Annotated in this window: 18 protein-coding genes; 15 read left to right on the forward strand and 3 right to left on the reverse strand. The window is 70.6% G+C overall.

Annotated elements, in window-relative coordinates; all coding sequences use genetic code 11:
- Window positions 1-4: 4 nt before the first annotated feature.
- From AC1DMN_RS10095 to AC1DMN_RS10115, 5 genes are read left to right on the forward strand one after another with little or no spacing between them, the layout of a single operon-like run.
- On the forward strand, window positions 5-1,027 hold the full coding sequence (locus AC1DMN_RS10095) for a DODA-type extradiol aromatic ring-opening family dioxygenase (protein ID WP_477231138.1): 1,023 nt from the start codon (window positions 5-7) through the stop codon (window positions 1,025-1,027).
- Entirely contained in the window at window positions 1,024-1,695 is a 672-nt protein-coding gene (locus tag AC1DMN_RS10100; RefSeq protein ID WP_477231139.1) for an RraA family protein, read from the forward strand. The genes AC1DMN_RS10095 and AC1DMN_RS10100 overlap by 4 nt, the downstream gene beginning before the upstream one ends.
- Window positions 1,692-2,345, forward strand: coding sequence for an RraA family protein (locus tag AC1DMN_RS10105; protein ID WP_477231140.1), 654 nt, complete (start codon window positions 1,692-1,694; stop codon window positions 2,343-2,345). The genes AC1DMN_RS10100 and AC1DMN_RS10105 overlap by 4 nt, the downstream gene beginning before the upstream one ends.
- Entirely contained in the window at window positions 2,342-3,004 is a 663-nt protein-coding gene (locus AC1DMN_RS10110) for a 4-carboxy-4-hydroxy-2-oxoadipate aldolase/oxaloacetate decarboxylase (protein WP_477231141.1), read from the forward strand. Before AC1DMN_RS10105 ends, AC1DMN_RS10110 begins: the two co-directional genes overlap by 4 nt.
- Window positions 3,001-4,650, forward strand: a complete 1,650-nt coding sequence (locus AC1DMN_RS10115; RefSeq protein ID WP_477231142.1) for an FAD-dependent monooxygenase — start codon at window positions 3,001-3,003, stop codon at window positions 4,648-4,650. The genes AC1DMN_RS10110 and AC1DMN_RS10115 overlap by 4 nt, the downstream gene beginning before the upstream one ends.
- A 147-nt stretch (window positions 4,651-4,797) precedes the next feature.
- Here the strand turns inward: AC1DMN_RS10115 and AC1DMN_RS10120 are convergent, their stop codons facing one another.
- Both AC1DMN_RS10120 and AC1DMN_RS10125 read right to left on the reverse strand, forming a co-directional pair.
- Window positions 4,798-6,180, reverse strand: a complete 1,383-nt coding sequence (locus AC1DMN_RS10120; RefSeq protein WP_477231143.1) for an aldehyde dehydrogenase family protein — start codon at window positions 6,178-6,180, stop codon at window positions 4,798-4,800.
- A gap of 96 nt (window positions 6,181-6,276) precedes the next feature.
- Window positions 6,277-7,437, reverse strand: a complete 1,161-nt coding sequence (locus AC1DMN_RS10125; RefSeq protein ID WP_477231144.1) for a PucR family transcriptional regulator — start codon at window positions 7,435-7,437, stop codon at window positions 6,277-6,279.
- A 146-nt stretch (window positions 7,438-7,583) separates the two neighbouring features.
- On the opposite strand from AC1DMN_RS10125, the gene AC1DMN_RS10130 reads away from it, so the two are divergent.
- A complete protein-coding gene (locus AC1DMN_RS10130; protein ID WP_477231145.1) occupies window positions 7,584-9,194 on the forward strand; it encodes a thiamine pyrophosphate-binding protein in 1,611 nt (536 codons plus the stop codon).
- A 101-nt stretch (window positions 9,195-9,295) separates the two neighbouring features.
- Here AC1DMN_RS10130 and AC1DMN_RS10135 read toward each other — a convergent pair whose 3' ends face one another.
- Window positions 9,296-10,498: a M20 metallopeptidase family protein gene (locus tag AC1DMN_RS10135; protein ID WP_477231146.1), complete on the reverse strand. Its 1,203-nt coding sequence runs from the start codon at window positions 10,496-10,498 to the stop codon at window positions 9,296-9,298.
- 158 nt (window positions 10,499-10,656) lie between these two features.
- On the opposite strand from AC1DMN_RS10135, the gene AC1DMN_RS10140 reads away from it, so the two are divergent.
- From AC1DMN_RS10140 to AC1DMN_RS10180, 9 genes are all read left to right on the forward strand, one after another.
- The gene (locus AC1DMN_RS10140) at window positions 10,657-11,337 is read left to right on the forward strand and encodes a FadR/GntR family transcriptional regulator (protein ID WP_477231147.1); all 681 of its coding nucleotides are present in this window, start codon (window positions 10,657-10,659) and stop codon (window positions 11,335-11,337) included.
- 92 nt (window positions 11,338-11,429) lie between these two features.
- Entirely contained in the window at window positions 11,430-12,479 is a 1,050-nt protein-coding gene (locus tag AC1DMN_RS10145) for a pyridoxal phosphate-dependent aminotransferase (protein WP_477231148.1), read from the forward strand.
- Window positions 12,480-12,716: 237 nt separating this feature from the next.
- Entirely contained in the window at window positions 12,717-14,492 is a 1,776-nt protein-coding gene (locus AC1DMN_RS10150; protein ID WP_477231149.1) for an ABC transporter permease, read from the forward strand.
- 20 nt (window positions 14,493-14,512) lie between these two features.
- Window positions 14,513-15,631 (forward strand): ABC transporter substrate-binding protein, encoded by a 1,119-nt coding sequence (locus AC1DMN_RS10155; RefSeq protein WP_477231150.1) that lies wholly within the window; start codon window positions 14,513-14,515, stop codon window positions 15,629-15,631.
- A gap of 44 nt (window positions 15,632-15,675) precedes the next feature.
- Window positions 15,676-16,848, forward strand: a complete 1,173-nt coding sequence (locus tag AC1DMN_RS10160) for an ABC transporter ATP-binding protein (protein WP_477231151.1) — start codon at window positions 15,676-15,678, stop codon at window positions 16,846-16,848.
- A gap of 26 nt (window positions 16,849-16,874) precedes the next feature.
- Entirely contained in the window at window positions 16,875-18,140 is a 1,266-nt protein-coding gene (locus AC1DMN_RS10165) for an amidohydrolase family protein (protein WP_233311165.1), read from the forward strand.
- 1 nt (window position 18,141) lies between these two features.
- Complete coding sequence (locus AC1DMN_RS10170; protein ID WP_477231152.1) at window positions 18,142-18,459, forward strand: hypothetical protein; 318 nt, start codon at window positions 18,142-18,144, stop codon at window positions 18,457-18,459.
- Window positions 18,456-18,845 (forward strand): Rieske (2Fe-2S) protein, encoded by a 390-nt coding sequence (locus tag AC1DMN_RS10175; protein WP_233311163.1) that lies wholly within the window; start codon window positions 18,456-18,458, stop codon window positions 18,843-18,845. Before AC1DMN_RS10170 ends, AC1DMN_RS10175 begins: the two co-directional genes overlap by 4 nt.
- A gap of 101 nt (window positions 18,846-18,946) precedes the next feature.
- Window positions 18,947-19,450 carry an amino-acid N-acetyltransferase gene (locus AC1DMN_RS10180; RefSeq protein WP_441976821.1) on the forward strand — a complete coding sequence of 168 codons (504 nt, stop codon included), beginning with the start codon at window positions 18,947-18,949 and terminating at the stop codon, window positions 19,448-19,450.
- Window positions 19,451-19,458 lie beyond the last annotated feature (8 nt).

The following is a 19,458-nucleotide window of genomic DNA, read 5'->3' on the forward strand; positions in this document are numbered from 1 at the left end:
CACCATGACCGAGATCGTCGCCGGATTCGGCACCTCGCACGGCCCGCAGCTCAAGGCCGCGCCGCCCGAGGCCTGGGAGACGCGCGGCGTCGCCGACCGTCGCAGCAAGGGCCTGAAGTTCCGCGGGGGCACGTACTCGTTCGAGGAGCTCAAGGCCCTCCGCGAGGACTTCTCCGCCGAGATCACCCACGACGTCATGCAGCGCCGCTGGGACAGCTGCCAGGCGTCGATGGACTCGCTCTCGCGCTTCATCGCGGACCAGGACGTGGACGTGCTCGTCATCATCTCGAGCGACCACAAGGAGACCTACGGCGACGAGTGGCTCGCACCGTTCTCGGTGTTCTGGGGCGACGAGGTCGCCCACGTGCCGTACACGCAGGCGCAGCTGGACGAGATGGCTCCCGGCCTCGCCGAGGCCGCGATGGGGGATGTGCCCGACCGCACGGTCATGCGCCCCACGCACCGCGCGCTCGGCAAGCACATCATCCAGTCGACCCAGGCGGATGACTTCGACACCGGCGCGACGGAGATCATCCCGGCCGGACGCTACGAGAACCACACGATCCCGCACGGCTTCGGCTTCATCTACCAGCGCTTCCTCGGCCAGGAGTCGACGATCCCGATGGTGCCGATCTTCATCAACACGTTCTGGGAGCCGAATCCGCCGAGCGCCAAGCGCTGCTACGACTTCGGACGCGCCGTCGGCCGGGCGATCCAGTCGTTCCCCGGCGATCTGAAGGTCGGCGTCGTCGCGTCCGGCGGCCTCAGTCACTTCGTCATCGACGAGAAGCTCGACTCCGAGTTCATCCAGGCGATGAAGGACCACGACGCCGCATACCTCTCCTCGGTCCCCGCGGGCGAGATGATGTCGGGGGCCTCCGAGCTGCGCAACTGGATCGCGGTCGCGGGCATCGCCGACGAGGTCGGCCTCAGTGTCACGAATGTCGACTACGAGCCGTGCTACCGCACCGAGGCCGGCACTGGCAACGCGATGGGCTTCCTCACCTGGGAGCGGACCGCCCGATGACGGATCCGATCGTCGCGGCGCTGCGCGAGCTGGACAGCTGCGCGGTGTCGGACGCGCTGGACACGCTCGGCCTCTCCGGCGCCGTCACGGCCCTCGCGCCGCGGTGGCCGTCGGCCGGTGTGACCGCGGGCCGGGTGCGCACGGTCACGGCGGCGCCCAAGGGCGCGGCCGGACCGGCGACGCACATCGCGACGCCGCTCGTCGCCGTCGCCGAGCCCGACGACGTCGTCGTGATCGACAACCACGGCCGCATCGACGTGTCGTGCTGGGGCGGCCTGCTCGCCGAGGCCGCGGTGCGCCGCGGTGTGGCCGGCGTGATCGTCGACGGCGCGTGCCGCGACGTGCAGGAGAGCGCCGCGCTCGGCCTGCCCCTGTTCGCCCGCGCCGCCGTGCCGGTGAGCGCGCGCGGCCGGATCGTGCAGCAGGCGGCGGACGAGCGGATCCAGGTCGCGGGCGTCCCGGTCGCCTCCTACGACTACGTGATCGCGGACGTCAACGGCGTCGTCTTCGTCGCCGCCGACCAGGCCGAGCGGGTGGTGGGCCTCGCCCGCCGCATCGCCGACCGGGAGGAGCGGATGGCGGAGGCCGTGCGCGCGGGCCGGGACGTGAGCGAGGTCATGCACGACTCCCAGTTCCCCACCGTCACCGCAGAGGAGCAGAACTCATGACGGATCCCCTCATCGGGCGCTTCCGGGCGCTCGGCACCGCGACCGTCTCGGACGCGCTCGACAAGCTGCGTCGCCCCGGAAGCCTGCTCGGCCTCGCGCCGCTGGCCGACGGCCAGAGCATGGTCGGCCGCGCCTTCACCGTCCGCTACGTCAGCGCCCAGGTGCCGGCCGGCACGGTCGGCGACTTCATCGACCAGGTCGAGCCGGGGCAGGTGGTCGTGCTCGACAACGACGCCCGCGTCGACTGCACGGTGTGGGGGGACATCCTCACCGCCGTCGCGCATCACAGGGGGATCGCCGGCACCGTGATCGAGGGCGTCTGCCGCGACACGCATCGCGCCCTGTCGATCGGCTATCCCATCTACAGTCGCGGGCGCTTCATGCGCACCGGCAAGGACAGGGTCGAAGTCGCCGAGGAGCAGGGGCCGGTCACGATCGGCGGGGTCACGGTCCGTCCAGGCGACATCCTGCTCGGCGACTCCGACGGGGTCGTCGCCATCCCGCAGGACTGCGAGGCCGAGGTGCTCGAGGTCGCGGAGACGATCCACGCCCGCGAGGAGTCGATCCTCGTCGCGGCGCTCGGCGGCGCCTCGATCGCCGAGGCCCGCGCGCGCTACGGCTACCACGACCTGCAGCGGGCCGAGGCGTGAGCGGCGCGAATACGGTCGACGCTGCGGAGCTGCTGCGCCTCGGGAGCGCGACGCTGTACGAGGCCTCCGGGCAGGACTGCTTCCTCGACGCGGCGCTCCGCCCCGCCTGGGACGGCGCGGAGATCGTCGGACGCGCGGTGCCGGTGTCGGCGCAGGCGGGGGACAACCTCGCCCTGCACCACGGCCTCGAGGCGGCGGGCCCCGGCGACGTGCTCGTCGTCGACGGCGGGGGAGCGCCCTTCGGCTACTGGGGCGAGGTGATGGCGGTGGCGGCGCAGGCGCGCGGCATCGCGGGCCTCGTGATCGACGGCGGCGTGCGCGACACCGCGCAGCTGCGCGAACTCGGCTTCGCGGCGTTCAGCACCTCGATCTCGATCCGCGGCACGATCAAGCACTGGCCCGGCACGATCGGGATCCCGATCACGCTGCGCGGCCGCGTCGTGAACGCGGGCGACCTGGTGGTCGCGGACCGCGACGGCGTCGCGATCCTGCCCTCCGGGGACGTCGACCGCATCCGGGACGCGGCGCGCGCCCGTGCCGCGAAGGAGGACGCGTACATGGCGCGCCTGCGCGCGGGGGAGCTCACCCTCGACCTCTACGACTTCCGCCGCCTCGGGGATCCGATCCGTCCGGCGGCCGACCCGAACGGAGCACGATGACCGGCACGCCGGACGCCGACGTCCTCATCATCGGAGCGGGCCCCGTCGGCCTGCTCGCCGCGCTCGATCTGTCCTCCCGCGGGGTCTCGGTGATCGTGGTCGAGACGCGCGACTTCCTCGAGCCGCCGAACGTGAAGTGCAACCACGTCGCGTCCCGCACCATGGAGAGCCTGCGTCGGCTCGGGATCGCGGCCGAGGTGCGCGCGGCGGGGCTGCCCGCCGACTATCCGCAGGATGTGGCGTTCCGCACCTCGCTCACGGGGCGCGAGCTGTCCCGCATCCCGATCCCGGCGAGCGGCGAGCGGTACACCGCGACGGACGGGCCCGACACGACCTGGGCGACGCCCGAGCCGCCGCACCGCATCAACCAGACGTTCCTGGAGCCGATCCTCGCCCGGCATGCGGCGGAGGCGCCCGGGGTGACGCTGCTCAACCGCACCCGGTTCCACTCCTTCGCACAGGACGACGACGGCGTCACCGCGACGATCAGCGACCTCGACGGCGAGAACGAGCGCACGCTGCGCGCTCGCTACCTCATCGGCGCCGACGGCGGCCGCTCGGCCGTGCGCAAGCAGATCGGGGCGAAGCTCAGCGGCGATCCGGTGCTGCAGCACGTGCAGTCGACGTGCATCCGCGCCCCGCACCTGTACGGCCTCATGTCGGCCGACGAGCCCCGCGCCTGGGGCTACTACACGTTCAACCCGCGCCGGGTCGGACACGTCTACGCGATCGACGGCACCGGGACGTTCCTCGTGCACACCTACCTCTCGCCCCAGGAGGCGGAGGATCCGGGATCCGTCGACCGCGATGCGGCGATCCGCGCGATCCTCGGCGTCGACGAGGACTTCTCCTACGAGGTCGTCTCGAAGGAGGACTGGGTCGCGCGGCGCCTGCTCGCCGACCGCTTCCGCGACGGCCGGGTCTTCATCGCCGGCGACGCCTGCCACCTCTGGGTGCCGTTCGCCGGATTCGGCATGAACGCGGGCATCGCCGACGTGCTGAACCTCACCTGGCTGCTGGGCGCGCGAATCGCGGGCTGGGCGGACGAGCGGATCCTGGATGCGTACCAGGCCGAGCGACGTCCGATCACGGAGCAGGTCTCGCACTTCGCGATGAGCCACCAGCAGAAGCTGGCCAAGCCCGGACTGCCCGCGGCGCTCGAGGACGACGGGCCGGAGGGGGACGAGGCGCGCCGAGCGTTCGGCGCCGCCGTCCACGACCTCAACGAGCCCCAGTTCGCGGCGGCGGGACTCAACTACGGCTACAGCTACGACGCCTCGCCGATCATCCGGTACGACGACGGGACGGCGCCCGAATACACGATGGGCTCCTACACGGCCTCGACGGTCCCCGGCTGCCGTGCCCCGCACTTCCGGGTCGCGGACGGGACCTCGCTCTACGACCTGCTCTCCGCGGGCTACACGGCGGTGTGCGCGCCGGGCACGCCGACGGCCGTGCTCGCTGCATCGGCCGAGCTCCGCGGAATCCCGTTCACGACGGTCGAGGCCGCGGCGGCGCACCTTCCGGAGGAGTACGAGCTCCCGATCACCCTCGTCCGACAGGACCAGACCGTGGTCTGGCGCGGCGCCGCGCCGACCGCTCCGGAGGCCGCCGCGCTCTGGGAGCTGCTCCGCGGGGCTGTCTGACCCGGTCCCCGGGTGCTCCCGTCGCAAAGATGCCACTGTGCAACGCTCAGAACGGCATTCTTTGCGACGGGAGCGGATCCGTTCTGGCGACGGGAGCGATCCGACGACGGGAGGGGGTGGATCCGACGACGGGCTACGGGCCGCCGCTCAGCGGCGGATGACCTTCGTCGCCGCCATCGCCTGCAGTCCCTCGACGCCGAACTCCAGCCCGTAGCCCGAGGCCTTGGTGCCGCCGAAGGGGATCGACGGATCTACGCCGCCGTGCTGGTTGATCCACACCGTGCCGGCGTCGAGGCGCTGGGCGACCTCGGCGGCCGCATCGGCGTCCGGACCCCATACCGAGGCGCCGAGGCCCTGCTCCGTACCGTTCGCGCGGCGCACCGCGTCGTCGACCTCGGTGTAGCGCACGACGGGCAGCACGGGGCCGAACTGCTCCTCGTCGACGATCGCCGCGCCGTCCTCGACGTCGGCGACGATCGTGGCGCGGTAGAAGAGCGGGCCGAGATCCGCGGCCGGCTCCCCGCCCGTGACGATCCTGCCCCCGCGCTCGCGGGCGTCGTCGACGAGGCGCGAGACGATGTCGAACTGGGCGGGGTTCTGCACCGGGCCGAGCCGGTTGCTCTTGTCGTGCCCCGAGCCCATCGGCGCGGCCTCGGCGCGCTCGGCGAGCGCGGCGACCACCTCGTCGTAGACGGAGTCGTGCACGTAGAGGCGCTTGAGGGCGGCGCACACCTGCCCGGTGTTCATGAAGGCGCCCCAGAACAGGCGATCGGCGACCGCGGCGACGTCCGTGCCGGGCAGTACGATCCCGGCGTCGTTGCCGCCGAGCTCGAGCGTGAGTCGGGCGAGGTTGTGCGCCGAGCTCTCCACGATCCGCCGGCCGGTCGGGGTGGATCCGGTGAAGACGATCTTCGCGACGTCGGGGTGCGCGGCCAGCGCCGCCCCCACCTCGCGGTCGCCGGAGACGGCGGTCACGACGTCGGACGGCAGGTGGCGCCGGAAGATCTCCGCGAGCGCGAGGACGCTCAGCGGGGTGTTCTCCGACGGCTTCATGACGACTGTGTTGCCCATGCGCAGCGCCGGCGCGATGTGCCAGACCGAGATCATGACGGGGAAGTTCCACGGGCCGATCGAGGCGACGACGCCGAGCGGGACGTAATGCAGCTCGGTGCGGGAGGCGCCCTCCTCGCGCAGCACCTGCGGCTCCAGGACCGTATCGGCGGCGGCACGCAGCCAGTGCGCGGCGCCGTGCACCTCTCCGGCGCCGTCGATCTTGCCCTGCTCGGCGGTGACGATCTCGCCGAGCTCGTCGGCGTGCGCGTCGAGCTCGTCGGCGACGAGGTGCAGCAGTCGGGAGCGCTCGGCGTGGCCGAGAGCGGCCCAGCCGGGCTGGGCGGTCCGGGCGGCGTCGATCGCCCGCTCCAGATCCGCGACGGTGCGGACCGGGGCGCGTCCGACCTCCGCGCGGGTCGCGGCGTCGAGGATCGGGCGGCCGTCGGGGTCGGAGACCGAGGTCAGCAGTGCGTTCATGGCAGCTCCCTTGCGTGCGGCGGGGTCGCGGCGGTCGGAGGACGGCCGCAATAAACTCTAATCAATATAGTCAATTGTCCGATCGCTGTCTGCGCGTCAGCGCAGGCCGGCGAGCGTCGCGACGCGAAGTGCGGTGTGCAGCTCGCGGCGCACGCCTCCGTCGGCGAGGTCGACGTCGGCGATCGCGCGGATGCGGTCGAGCCGGTAGTAGAGCGTGCTCCGGTGCACGTGGAGCTCCTGCGCGGTGCGCTGCGCATCGCAGCCGCAGTCCAGATAGGCCTCGAGAGTGTGTGCGAGGTCGGGCCCGGACTGCGCATCGAGCAGACGCTGCACCGCTTCGGGGAGATCGGTGAGTGCGAGCTCGGCGAGCGGCAGCTGCAGGAGCACACGGTCGAGGCCCAGGTCGGCCCAGTGCGCGACGCTGCCTCGTGCTTCGTCGACGACCGCGGCGCGCTGGGCGATGCGCGCCTCCCGGAGCGACCGCACGGCCGAGGCGAGCGGGGCGTGCGCGCCCCCGATTCCGGCACGCAGTGCGGAGAAAGCGGGCTGCGCGAGCAGGGCGGTGAGGCGATCGGCGTCGATCTCGTAGGGCACGGCGAGGACGGCCTCGCCGTCGATCACCGCTCCCACCGCCTTGAGGGTCGGGAACACCGGGATGCTCGCGACGGCACGGTCCAGCAGGAGGCGCAGGGTGGCTGCGCTCGCCACGGCGCCGGGTGCCACCGCGAGCGAGATTGCGGTGTAGTGCGGGGCGGGGGAGAGCAGGCCGCTCGTGAGCAGCTCGTCCGCGGCGCGTGCCCGCTGTTCCGCCGCCCCGCCGAACAGTGCGGAGAGCAGTCGCAGCGCCCTGTCCTCGTCCTGCCTGTTGCCGAGCGCCATCGCGGCGAGCACCACGCCCAACTGCTCCCGGCCTGTGCGCAGCACCTCATCATCGGCGACGGGCTCGTACCCTTCCGGGACTGTCGACGACACGTAGCCGACAAGGTGCCCGTCGTGCCGGATCGGTGCGACGAGTCGCGTCTGCCCGCCCTCGATCGCCGGGATCACTACCGGGCCGTCCGCCTGCCCGACCCGGAACTCCTTGATCGACTCCCGTGCGCGGGACGAGCCGCGGTGGGCCAGGATGATCGCCAGCCGCGCATGGTCGACATCGCCGTCGTGCACGCTGAACGCGGTGACGGCGAACTCCGCGTCGAACACGATGATCGGCCGTCCGAGTCGGTCCGCATACGCCTGTACCTGTGCTTCGAGGGTCATCGCCCGCCTCCCGGTTCTCCGGCGCTCCCGGCGGCGTCGGGGGAGCGGTCGTGAGCCTCCGTCCGGACGGCCCGGGAGGGGTCGCGTTGCGAGGACTCTGCGAATAGATCTATATTCATTATATTCATTTCTTGAGAGGCGATGCGATGGCAAAGATGACAGGCGGCGACGCGCTCACCCTGGCCCTGCTCAGCGAGGGCGTCGAGACGGTCTTCGGGATCCCCGGCGTGCAGCTGGACGGGCTCACCGACGGGATGTACCGCAAGCAGGACGAGATCGGCCTGCTGGTCCCGCGGCACGAGCAGAGCACGACGTATATGGCGGACGGCTACCACAGGGCATCCGGGAAGCCGGGCGTCGCGATGGTGGTGCCCGGGCCCGGCGTGCTCAACGCCGGAGCGGGCATGGCGACCGCGTACGCCTGCTCCTCGCAGGTGATGCTGCTGGCCGGAACGATCCCCTCGCGTCTCGTCGGCGGCGGGCTCGGTGCGCTGCACGAGATCCCGCGCCAGACCGAGACGGTCGGGGGGCTCACCAAATGGGCGGTGCGGCCCACCCGGGCCGAGGAGATCCCCGAGCTGGTGCACGAGGGCTTCCGCCAGATGCGCACCGGACGTCCGCGCCCCGTCGCCCTCGAACTGGGGCCGGATCTGCTGCACGCCGAGATCGACGTCGAGGTCGGCGACCCGTTCGCGGTGGAGGCGCCGGTCGCGCCCGCCGAGGACGTGGCGGCGCTCCTGCGCCTGCTCGCCGAGAGCGAGCGCCCGGTCCTGCACGTCGGGGGCGGCGTGCGCGGGACGCGCGCGTTCGCGCTCATCGCAGCCCTCGCCGAGAAGCTGGACGCCCCGGTCGTCATGAGCGAGAACGGCCGCGGGGCGATCGACGCACGCGATCCGCATGCCCTCCCTGCGTTCGCCCTCTGGGAGCTGCGCGCGACGGCCGACCTCGTGATCTCGTTCGGCAGCCGCTTCCTCACCCCGTTCGGGCAGCAACTGAACGTCGGCGACGCGAGGATCGCGCTCGTGAATGTCGAGGCCGCGGATCTCGGATCCCCGCGACGGCCCGACCTCGCGATCCAGGCCGACGCGACCGCGGTGCTCGAGGCGCTCGTCGCCGAGGCCCCGGCGCGCGAGGGCTGGGGCGACGAGCTGCGTCGCCTGCGTGCCGAGTGCGAGGAGCGGATCCGCGAGCGCGTGGCGCCGCAGATGGCCTTCGTGGACGCGATCCGCGCCGCGCTGCCCGAGGACGGCGTGTACGTGAACGAGCTCACCCAGATCGGCTACGTCTCCACCTACGGCTTCCCCGTGCAGGCGCCGCACTCCTACGTGTGGCCCGGGTACCAGGGCACGCTCGGCTACGCGATGCCGACAGCGCTCGGCGCCGCGGTGGGCTCGGGCGGCCGCCCGGTCGTCGCCGTCACCGGCGACGGCGGGATCGGCTGGTCGCTGCAGGAGTTCGCGACCGCCAAGCGGTACGGGATCCCGCTGGTGACCGTGCTGTTCGAGGACGGACGGTTCGGCAATGTGTGGCGCATCCAGCGCGACACCTACGGCGGGCGCTTCATCGGCTCCGACCTCGTCAACCCCGACTTCGCGCTGCTCGCGCAGGCGTTCGGGATCGACTTCGTGGACGTCGAGGACGCCGACGGCGTCCGCACCGCGATCGAGGCCGCGATCGTGGCCCGGCGTCCGGCGATCGTGCGGGTGCGGGTGGACGTGTTCCCCTCGCCCTGGTCGCTCATCCACGAGAAGCACTGATCCGCCCGGGGGCGGCGGTGGTCGGTGGCGGAACGATCCCGCCCGGCCGTCGCGGCCCCCGATCCGGCGGTCCGTGGCGCTCCGCAGCGATCCGGCGGGGCTCATCGGGGGCCGACGTGCGCGAGCGCGAGCGCGGCGAGCGCTGCGGCCTGATCCGCGAGGACGCCGTCGTCGAAAAGCGCACGGGGGGAGTGGTTCATCTCCGCCTCGTCGGGATCGATGCCCTCCGGTGTGGCGCCGAGGAAGAGGAATGCTCCCGGAACCTCGGCCAGGACCGCGGAGAAGTCCTCGGAGGCCATCGACGGCTCGGCAGCCGGGACCGTGCGTTCCGTGCCGAGCAGCCCGCCGATCGTTCCGAGCGCCCGCTCGGCGCACGTCTCATCGTTGACGGTGACCGGGTAGACGGTGCGGAAAGAGATTCTGGCGCGGCAGCCGTGCGCAGCCGCGATACCGTGCGCGAGATCCGGCAGTTCCCTCTCCAGCACCTCGCGGCTGCGGTCCGAGAGGATGCGGACCGTCGCTCCCAGTGAGGCCGTGTCGGGGATCGCGTTGATGATCTCGCTGCCCGCGAGCTTCGTGACCGAGAGGACGATCGGATCGAAGGTCGGGAAGCGGCGGGTCGCGAAGGCGTGCAGGGCCAGGACGATCTGCGCGACGGCCGGCACCGGATCGATCGCCTGCTGCGGGCGGGACCCGTGTCCGCCGCGGCCCTCGACCACGATCTCGAGCGCGCAGGCGCCCGCCATGATCGTCCCACCGCGGGTCGAGAACACCCCGGCAGGCCCGGGCAGGACGTGCACGCCGTACGCCGCCTCGACGCGGGGACCCGCGGCGTCGAGCACGCCTTCGCGGATCATCCGGAGAGCTCCGCCTCCGGCCTCCTCGCCGGGCTCGAACATGAGCACGACCGAGCCGGCCATCCGCTCCCGCCGCGCTGCCAGCAGCCGGGCCGCGCCGACGAGGCCGGCGGTGTGCAGGTCGTGCCCGCACGCGTGCATCAACCCGTCGACATCTGACGCGTAGGGGAGCCCGGTGCGCTCCTGCACTCGCAGAGCGTCCATGTCGGCACGCAGCAGCACGGCGGGACCAGGCCGGGCGCCCCGCACGACGGCCGTGATCGAGGAGAACTCCTCCGGCCCGGTCTGCATCTCCAGGCCGAGACCGTCGAGCGCGTCGCGCACGGCGCGCTGGGTGCGGGGAAGCGCGAATCCCGCCTCGGGGTGCGCGTGCAGCGCGCGGCGCAGGCGCACCAGCTCGGGCTGGAGGGATCTGGCGTCTGCGCGCAGCGCGGCGGGATCCGTCATGGGGGGCTCCTTCGTCCCGAGTCGACGATCCGTGGCCGCCGATGGTCATTGGATATGATGAATATATCCAATAGAGGGTGCGCCGAGGCGGGTCACCTCATACTCTGTACTCACGCGTGGCCGGCTCGGGGTCACCGCAGGGATCACCGGGGGAAGCCATGACGCAGATCACCAACGCCGCCGTCGCCGTGCAGGTGGCGAAGTCGCTCGAGGACGAGATCGTCTCCGGCGGCTGGAAGGCCGGGCACTTCATCGGGAGGCGGCAGGAGCTCGCGACCCGGTTCGGGGTGGCGCCCGCGACCCTCGGCGAGGCGATCCAGCTGCTGCGCTCGCGCGGCATCGTGGACGCGAAGCCCGGCCCCGGCGGCGGCATCTTCGTCGCGTCGCGCTCGCCGTTCATGCAGCTCAGCGACCAGCTGCTGCAGTTGCGCGAGGGCAAGGCGACCGCGAGCGACTGCCTCCGCGTGCTGGACGCGCTGGACGGTCTGGTGCTGCACGATGCGATCGAGCACGCGAGCGACGACGATGTCGCCGAGATCGCGACGTTGGCCGAGCGGCTCCAGGCCGTGTGGGGCACCGAGGCGGGGCCGTCGGCGATCTGGGCGCTGCACGCGCGGATCGCCCTGATCACGCCGAACGAACTGCTGCGCAGCCTCTACACGAACCTCGTCGAGTACATCATCGCGGAGCAGCTCGAAGGCGCCACGGCGCCCAGCACTCCCGAGCGGCTGCGTACGCACCTTGACTTCGCCGCGGCCGTCGCTCAGCGCGATCACGACCTCGCCCGGTCCGCGGCTGAGCGGCACCGGCATTCCTCGGTCGCGACACTGCTCTCCTGAGGCTCCGAGGGCGGAGCGGGTTGACAGGGCGGCGCGTCTTCAATAATGTTCATATTCATTATTAACAATTGACTTCCGCCCGAGGAGGACGCATGTCGCTCGAGTTCCGAAGCGTCGTCGATGAGATGCTGCAGACCCCGAACCGTCCCGCCGGCGCGACACCGCCGCCCATCCGGCTCTCGCAGAACGAGATGCCCTGGACGCCGTCGGCGCCGATCGTCGCGGCCATGACCGTGGCGGTCGAGACGTTGCACCGCTACCCCGACTATCACCGCGCCGCGGCCCGCGCCGCGATCGCCGGAGCTCTCGGTGTCGCTCCCGACCGGGTCGCGGTGGACAACGGCTCCGGGTCTCTGCTGCACGGTCTCGCGCGGCTCGTCTGCGAGCCCGGCGTGCACGGCGTCTACCCCGCACCGTCCTTCGAGGCGTACAAGGCCGCTCTGGCGCTCGCCGGGGCCGAGACCACGGCGGTCGGTCTCGCCGACGACGGCGCGATGGACCTGGGCGAGATGGCCGCGGCGATCCGTCCCGAGACGCGCATCGTGTACCTCTGCAACCCCAACAACCCCACCGGCGGCCTGATCCCGGTCGAGGGCGTGCGTGCGTTCCTCGGGCAGGTGCCGGAGAACGTGATCGTCGTGCTCGACGAGGCGTACCGGGAGTTCGTCACCGACGAGCCCGTCGAGGCCACGCTGCCGCTGCTCGATGAGTTCGAGAACCTCGTGATCCTGCGCACGCTCTCGAAGTCGCACGGCCTCGCGGGCATCAGGGCCGGATACGCGGCGGCCTCGGAGCGGATCGCGGAGGCGCTGCGGCGCACTTCGGTCGGCTTCGCGCTGAACGGGATCGCCGAGGCCGCGCTCATCGCGGCCTTCCGTCCCGAGGGGATCGCGATCGCCGACGAGCGCATCGCGATCATCGTCGCGGAGCGGGCGCGCATCGTGCGGGCTCTCGACGGCGCGGGAGTCTCCGTGCTCCCTAGCCAGTCCAACTTCCTCTTCCTCCCCGGCGATGCCGGCGCCCTCATGGCGCGCTTCGCGGAGCAGGGCGTCCTCGCCCGGCCGTTCCCGAACGCCGGCGGTGCGCGTGTCACGGTCGGCCTCCCCGCGGAGAACGACGCCGTCCTCGCGGCCCTCCTCTGACCCCCTGATCGATCCCGGCGCGTCGCGATCGCGCGCCGGGGATCGCCGACGGACACGATCGCGCCACCGGCGGCCCGGGTTCCGACACCGTGTCGGATCGCCCGGGAAGGACTTCGGAGCCGGGCCCGATGAGGCTCGCGCAGCGGCTTCCTACGCTGACAACACGACAGACGGAGCGGTCTGATCCCGGGTGACCGGAGGTCTCGGATCCGCTCTCGCGAACGGAAGAAGAGGGCAGTGACGGCAAGCGACTTCGAACGCGACCGGCGAGCATCGATCCGGCGCTCGCTGACCGGCGGGTTCGGGTGGACGGTGTTCCTCGCCGCCCTGACGCTCGTGTTCGTCTACCCGGTCTCGATGATCGCGATCGGCGCGTTCCGCGACGGACTTCCGTCCGACGACCTGCCCTTCACGCTCGGCGGGCTGCTCGCGGCCTTCCAGGATCCCGAGACGTGGAAGACCATGGGCAACTCGCTGCTGCTCGTGGTCGTGTGCGGCACGATCTCCGTCGCCGGCGGAGGGCTCTTCGCGTGGATCGCGGCGAACACCAACGTCCCCGGTCGCCGCCTGCTGACGCCGCTCATGGCTGTCAACCTGTTCGTGCCGCCGCTGTTCCACACGCTCGGGTGGATCATGCTGGGCAACCCGCAGAACGGCCTGCTGAACCAGTTCGGCCGCATGCTCGGCATGCACGGGCCGCTCATCAACATCCAGAGCTGGGGTGGCCTGTTCCTGCTGATGTCGCTCGGCTACATGCCGTTCGCGTACCTGCTCATGCTCGGCGCCTTCAAGAATCGCGACCAGTCGCTCGACGAGGCGGCCGCCATCAGCGGCGCGGGTGCCGTGCGGACCTTCTTCACCATCACGATCCCCTCGGTCGGGCCCGCGATCACCGGGGCCGCGATCCTCATCGCGGTGCTCGTGTTCCAGTCCTTCGACAGCCCGCAGCTGATCGGACGGCAGGCCAACATCTTCGTGTTCTCGACCCAGATCTTCCACTACGTCCGCGATCAGGCGCCGGCGGAGTACACGAAGGCCTTCGCGCTGTCGCTCGTGCTCATCGTGCTCGTGCTGTTGCTGTTCCTCGCACAGCGCTGGATCCTGCGGGGCCGCAGCTTCACCACCCTCACCGGAAAGACCTCGCGCCGGGAGCCGCAGGAACTCGGCCCGGTGCGCTGGGTGCTGTCCGCCCTCATCGTCGTGTTCCTGCTGCTGAACCTGATCCTGCCGCTGTTCGCGATGATCCTGGGCAGCCTGCAGCCGATCTTCGGCGTCGTGAGCACAGGGCTCACGTTCGACAACTACGTGCAGATGCTCACAGATCCCGAGTTCAGCTCGAGTCTGGGCCTCACCGCCTGGCTCGCCGTGATCGGCGGCTTCGGCTCGATCGCGGTCGCGCTGCTCACCACGTACGTCACAGCGCGCCGGACCGGCTTCATCCGCTCCTACACGTCGTTCTCGGTGTGGATCCCGTGGGCGCTGCCCGGCATCGTCCTGGCGCTCGCGTACATGTTCGCAGTGCTCTACGTGCCCGCCTTCCGCAGCCTCTACGGGACCGCGTTCCTCATGACGCTCGTGCTCATCGTCGCGACGATCCCGGTCTCCAGCCGGATCGCGGAGGGGGCGCTCGCGCAGCTCTCGCCGGAGCTCGAAGAGGCCGGGCGCACGTCCGGCGCCGGATCCTGGCGCGTGCTGCTCACGATCGTGCTCCGACTCGTCGTCCCCAGCTTCCTGTCGGGCTGGTTCCTCTCCGCGCTCTTCATCGCAGGCAACCTGTCGGTGCCGATGCTGCTCGCCCCGCCGGGACTGCAGCCGGTCTCGCTGACCGCGTTCCAGCAGTTCCTGCAGGGCAACATGTCGCAGGGCGCCGCGCTGTTCATGATCATCCTCGTCGCGGCCATGGGCGTGCTCGCGCTCGCCGCGGGGTCCATGAAACTCGCCGCGGTCCTCCGCGCCCGCGCCGGCCGCTCGGGCCGCGCCCCCTCAGTCCCCCTCACCCGGATCACTCCCTGACACACCCGAGAGGAAGAATGATGACGTTCTCCCGCACCACCCTCCGCCTCGCCACGGCCACCCTGGCCATCGGCGCGCTCGCCGCCCTGACTGCGTGCTCCTCCGGCACGGCCGCGGCCAAGCCCGACACTCCGATCGAGGTCCCCGGCACCAGTGCCGCGGGCAACAAGCACATGAACGACCTGTACGGCAAGGCCGTCGCCGACGGGAAGACGGACATCGTGGTCTACGGGCCCAGCGTCTCCTCCCAGAAGGCGCTGTTCAAGGCGTTCACGGACCGCTTCCCCGGCATCAAGGTCGTCCAGCAGGACCAGCCGGACGCGCAGAGCATCACCAAGATCGAGACCGAGGCGCAGAGCGGCAACCGTATCGCCGACATCTACGACGGCGGGGAGTCGCCGCAGGTCGCCGCGAAGGCAGATCTGTGCACCAAGGCCGACGTGCAGACGGCTCCGGACGGCTTCGAGATCCCGACGAACTTCGACGGCCGCCTCACCTACTACGCGATGCGCTACTTCGTGTTCGTCTACAACACCGACATGGTGAAGGAGAACGAGGCCCCGAAGAACTGGAAGGACCTGCTCGACCCCAAGTGGAAGGGCAAGATCACGGTCGGCGACCCGACCGTCCCCGGCGGCATCCGCTACATCCTCACCTCGCTCATGGTGCCGGAGAGCGCCGACAAGTGGGGCAAGCCCTACGTCGAGGCGCTCGCCAAGCAGGACGTGCAGTTCGCCCAGTCGGAGCCCAACGTCCCCGCGGACGTGGCCAGCGGTCGGTTCCCGATCGGCATCGCGGTCTACCAGGGCTTCTACGAGGACGTGAAGGCCAAGGGCGGCCCGGTCGCCGCGGTCTTCCCGCTCGACGACGGCGGCAACTTCATGTCCCGCACCGGCATGTGCATCGTGAACAAGGCCCCGCACGCGGACGCCGCGCAGCTCTACATCAACTGGCTGTACTCGCCCGAGGGGCAGAAGGCGCTCGCCGAGAAGAACAAGTCGTACGGCTGGACGCCGGACGCTCCCGGCCCGCAGGGCGCTCCGGCGCTGAGCAAGCTCGGACGCCTGCCGTTCTCCAACCCCGACCCGAACTTCAACCAGCCCTACTTCGACTTCATCAACGCGCAGTTCAAGAAGTAGCCGTTTCGACCCCGACGTCCCCCAGCGAGAGAGCACTGATCGGCATGACTGAGGTCCAGGTATCCGGACTGACCAAGCGCTACGGCGGCAAGACCGCCCTGCACGGATTAGATCTGACGATCGGATCCGGCGAGTTCGTCACCCTGCTCGGCCCCTCGGGCTGCGGCAAGACGACGACTCTGCGGTGCCTGGCCGGTCTCGAGCGCCCCACGGGCGGTCGGATCAGCATGGGCGATCGCATCGTCGTGGACACCGACCGGCGCACGTTCGTGCCGGCCGACAAGCGGCAGGTGGGCATGGTGTTCCAGAGCTATGCGCTCTGGCCGCACATGAGCGTGGCGGAGAACGTCGCGTACCCGCTCAAGGTCGCGAAGGTGGGGGCGGCCGAGCGCCGCACCCGCGTCGCCGACATGCTCTCCGCGGTGGGACTCGCGGACTTCGAGAAGCGTCCGGTCACCGCCCTGTCGGGCGGCCAGCAGCAGCGGGTGGCTCTCGCCCGCGCACTGGCCGCCCGGCCGGGCATCATCTTCTACGATGAGCCGCTCTCCAACCTCGACTCCAAGCTGCGCTATCAGATGGGGCAGCAGGTACGGGCCCTGCACAACCAGTTCGAGACGACGTCGGTCTACGTCACGCACGACCAGGAGGAGGCGATCACGCTCTCGGATCGGATCGTCGTCATGAGCGAGGGCACGATCGTGCAGGACGGCACGCCGAGCGAGCTGTACGACCGGCCGAACTCGGCCTACGTCGCGGACTTCATGGGATTCCAGAACATCCTCCCCGGCACGATCCTGGCGGTGCGCGACGGGATCGCCGACGTCGAGGTCGACGGCACCTCGCTCGTGATCGCCGGCACGGTGACCGGTGACGCGGCGCCGGGGGAGCGGGCCGATGTCGCCTTCCGCGCGGCGCACGCCCGGATCATGCCGGTCGACGACCTCGCGCCCGGCGCCGGACGGTTCCGCGCGGCCGTCGAACGCAGCACGTACCTCGGCAGCGCCGTCAACCTCCTCGTCCGCGCGGACGGCCTGCCGCTGCGGGTACGGGTCGACACGGGCGAGATGGCCGCAGACGCCGTGCCCCGCCCCGGCGACGCGTACGGCTTCGCGATCAACCCCGCCCGCGCGGTCGTGATCCCGCACCGCGTATCCGCCGCGCCGTCCGAGGACGACTACCTGACCACGATGACCGATGCGATCGTCGCCGCGCACTGAGCGATCGACGCCCGAGAGGAATGCCCATGAGTGACCTGCCCACACCCCGCTCCGACGCGCCGCGGATCCGCGAGCTCGCCGAGATCGGCGGCCGCTCCGACACCCGCGACGTGCTCGCCCACGCGACGAAGCAGGCGCGAGACGACTACGACGACTACTTCATCGTCGACATCGACGCCCACGTCTCCGAGGACCACTTCTGGGGCGAGGTGCTCGACCTCATCGACAACGATGTGTGGCGGGACCTCGGCCTGAGCCAGTTCCACGGATTCGGCGGCAACAACGCGCTGCTGAACATCCAGCCGGGCATGTCGCACCAGAGCGTCGGCGGCCGCATCGGTCACCAGGGCCGCAAGGAGCCGGTGGAGGGCACGGAGGGGCACCCGTTCGTGACGGCGGCACGTCGCGGCATGGACGCCATGGGCCTCGACTATCAGGTGGTGTTCCCGAGTGCGATGCTGATGCTCGGGATGCACCCGCAGGACGAGGTCGAGGTCGTGCTCGGTCGCGCGTTCAACCGCTGGCTGACCGAGGTGATCCTGCCTCCGAATCCGCGTCTCAAGGGCATGCTCTACCTGCCGTACAACACCCCTGAGGTGTGCGAGGAGCTCGTCGAGACCTATGCGGACGATCCAGGCATCATCGGCTACACGGTGTGCTCGACCCGCAACAATCCTGTGCACTCTGACGTCTACACGCGCCTCTACAAGCTCATCGAGGACAGTGGCAAGCCGCTCGCCTTCCACTCCGGCTACCACTGGGGGGATCCGTCGTTCTCGCAGCTGAACCGGTTCCTCTCGATGCATGCGCTCTCGTTCACGCATTACAACCAGATCCACGTCACCAACTGGATCATCAATGCCATGCCGGAGCGGTTCCCGAAGCTGAAGATGGTGTGGGTCGAGAGCGGACTGGCCTGGATCCCGTTCCTCATGCAGCGGCTCGACCACGAGGTGCTCATGCGCCCCAGTGAAGCTCCGGGTCTCAAGCGCCTGCCGAGCGAGTACATGAAGGAGATGTGGTACACGACCCAGCCGATGGAGCGGACCAACATGGAGCTGCTCGAGGCGACCATGAAGTCGTTCAATGCGGAGACCCAGCTGCTCTACTCGTCCGACTGGCCGCACTGGGACTGGGATGCACCGTCCACGATCACGCGCCTGCCCTTCCTCTCCGAACAGGCCAAGCGCAACATCCTCGGGCTGAACGCCGCACGAGTGTTCAACCTCCCCACCGACCGACAGAAGCCCTCCGCGGAGCGCGTGCTCCAGGAACGACCCGGGATCTCCTGACATGACTGACAACACCAGCACCACCACCGCCCCCGAGACCGCCGAACTGTCGACGGTCATCGCCCGCCTCGGCGAGCTCGTGCAGCACGTCGCCGCCGAGGAGCGCGGCGCCGAGGTCTCCGACGAGCAGATCGCCGACGTGCTCTACGCGGCCGCGCGGCTCTTCTCCGCCAAGACCGATCGGGTCGGCAAGATCGCGTGGCCGATCCGCGAGGACGCGCTCAACGCGACCGAGACCGTCGTCCTCGTCACGGCGTTGCTGGACGCCGCAGACGTGAACCTCTTCGACATGGCCATCTGGTACCGGAGGGCCGAATGAGCGCGCAGGTCGTGCGTCGGGACGTCGTGGTCGCGAGCCTCGCCGACCTGCAGGAGCGCGAGCGGATCGTCGTCGATGTCGACGGGACCGAGCTGGGTCTGTACTTCCACGCCGGAGAGGTGCGCGCCTGGTACAACGTGTGTCCGCATCAGGGCGGGCCGGTCTGTCAGGGCAAGATCATGCCGCGCACCGTGCAGCTCGTACGGGGCGAGGACGGCCTCAAGAGCGGCGGACCGGGTTTCCACCCCACGGACCGGAACATCGTGTGCCCCTGGCACGGCTTCGAGTTCGACATCCTGACCGGCAAGCACCCGGCGGATCGCCGCGTCGGGCTCCGCCCTGTCCCCGTGCGAGTGGATGCGGATGACGTCATCGTCACCGTCTGAACGTGCCGGCCAGGCTTCAGGCCCCGTCGTCCGTTCCCTGTGAGCGGGCGATGGGGCCGCGTCGCCCCCGCAGGGCGGAGGCGCGGCCGTAGGCTGGAGGGATGAGCGACTATCTCGTCCGGCCCGCACGGGCCGGTGACGTCCAGGGCATCTACGCGCTGCTGGAGCCGCTCGTGGAGCGACGGATCCTGCTCGGCAAGGACATCGCGGTGCTCTATGGCGCGGTGCAGGAGTTCGTGGTCGCCGAGGCGGACGGGCGGCTCATCGGCTGCGGCGCGCTGCACGTGATGTGGGAGGACCTCGGTGAGGTGCGCACCCTGCTCGTCGAAGAGGGATGGAAGCACCACGGCGTGGGGCGGGCGATCGTGGAGCGCCTCGAGGAGCACGCGGTCGGGCTCGGCCTCAGCCGCCTGTTCTGCCTGACCTTCGAGGTGCCGTTCTTCCAGCGCCGGGGGTTCGAGCCGATCGGCGAGCAGGTCGTGGATCCCGACGTCTACACCCAGCTGCTGCGCAGCGGTGACGAGGGTGTGGCCGAGTTCCTCGACCTCGCGCATGTGAAGCCGAACACGCTCGGCAACACGCGCATGCTCAAACACCTTGTCTAACCTGGAGG

Source organism: Microbacterium sp. 01T413_2 (genome assembly GCF_056398985.1).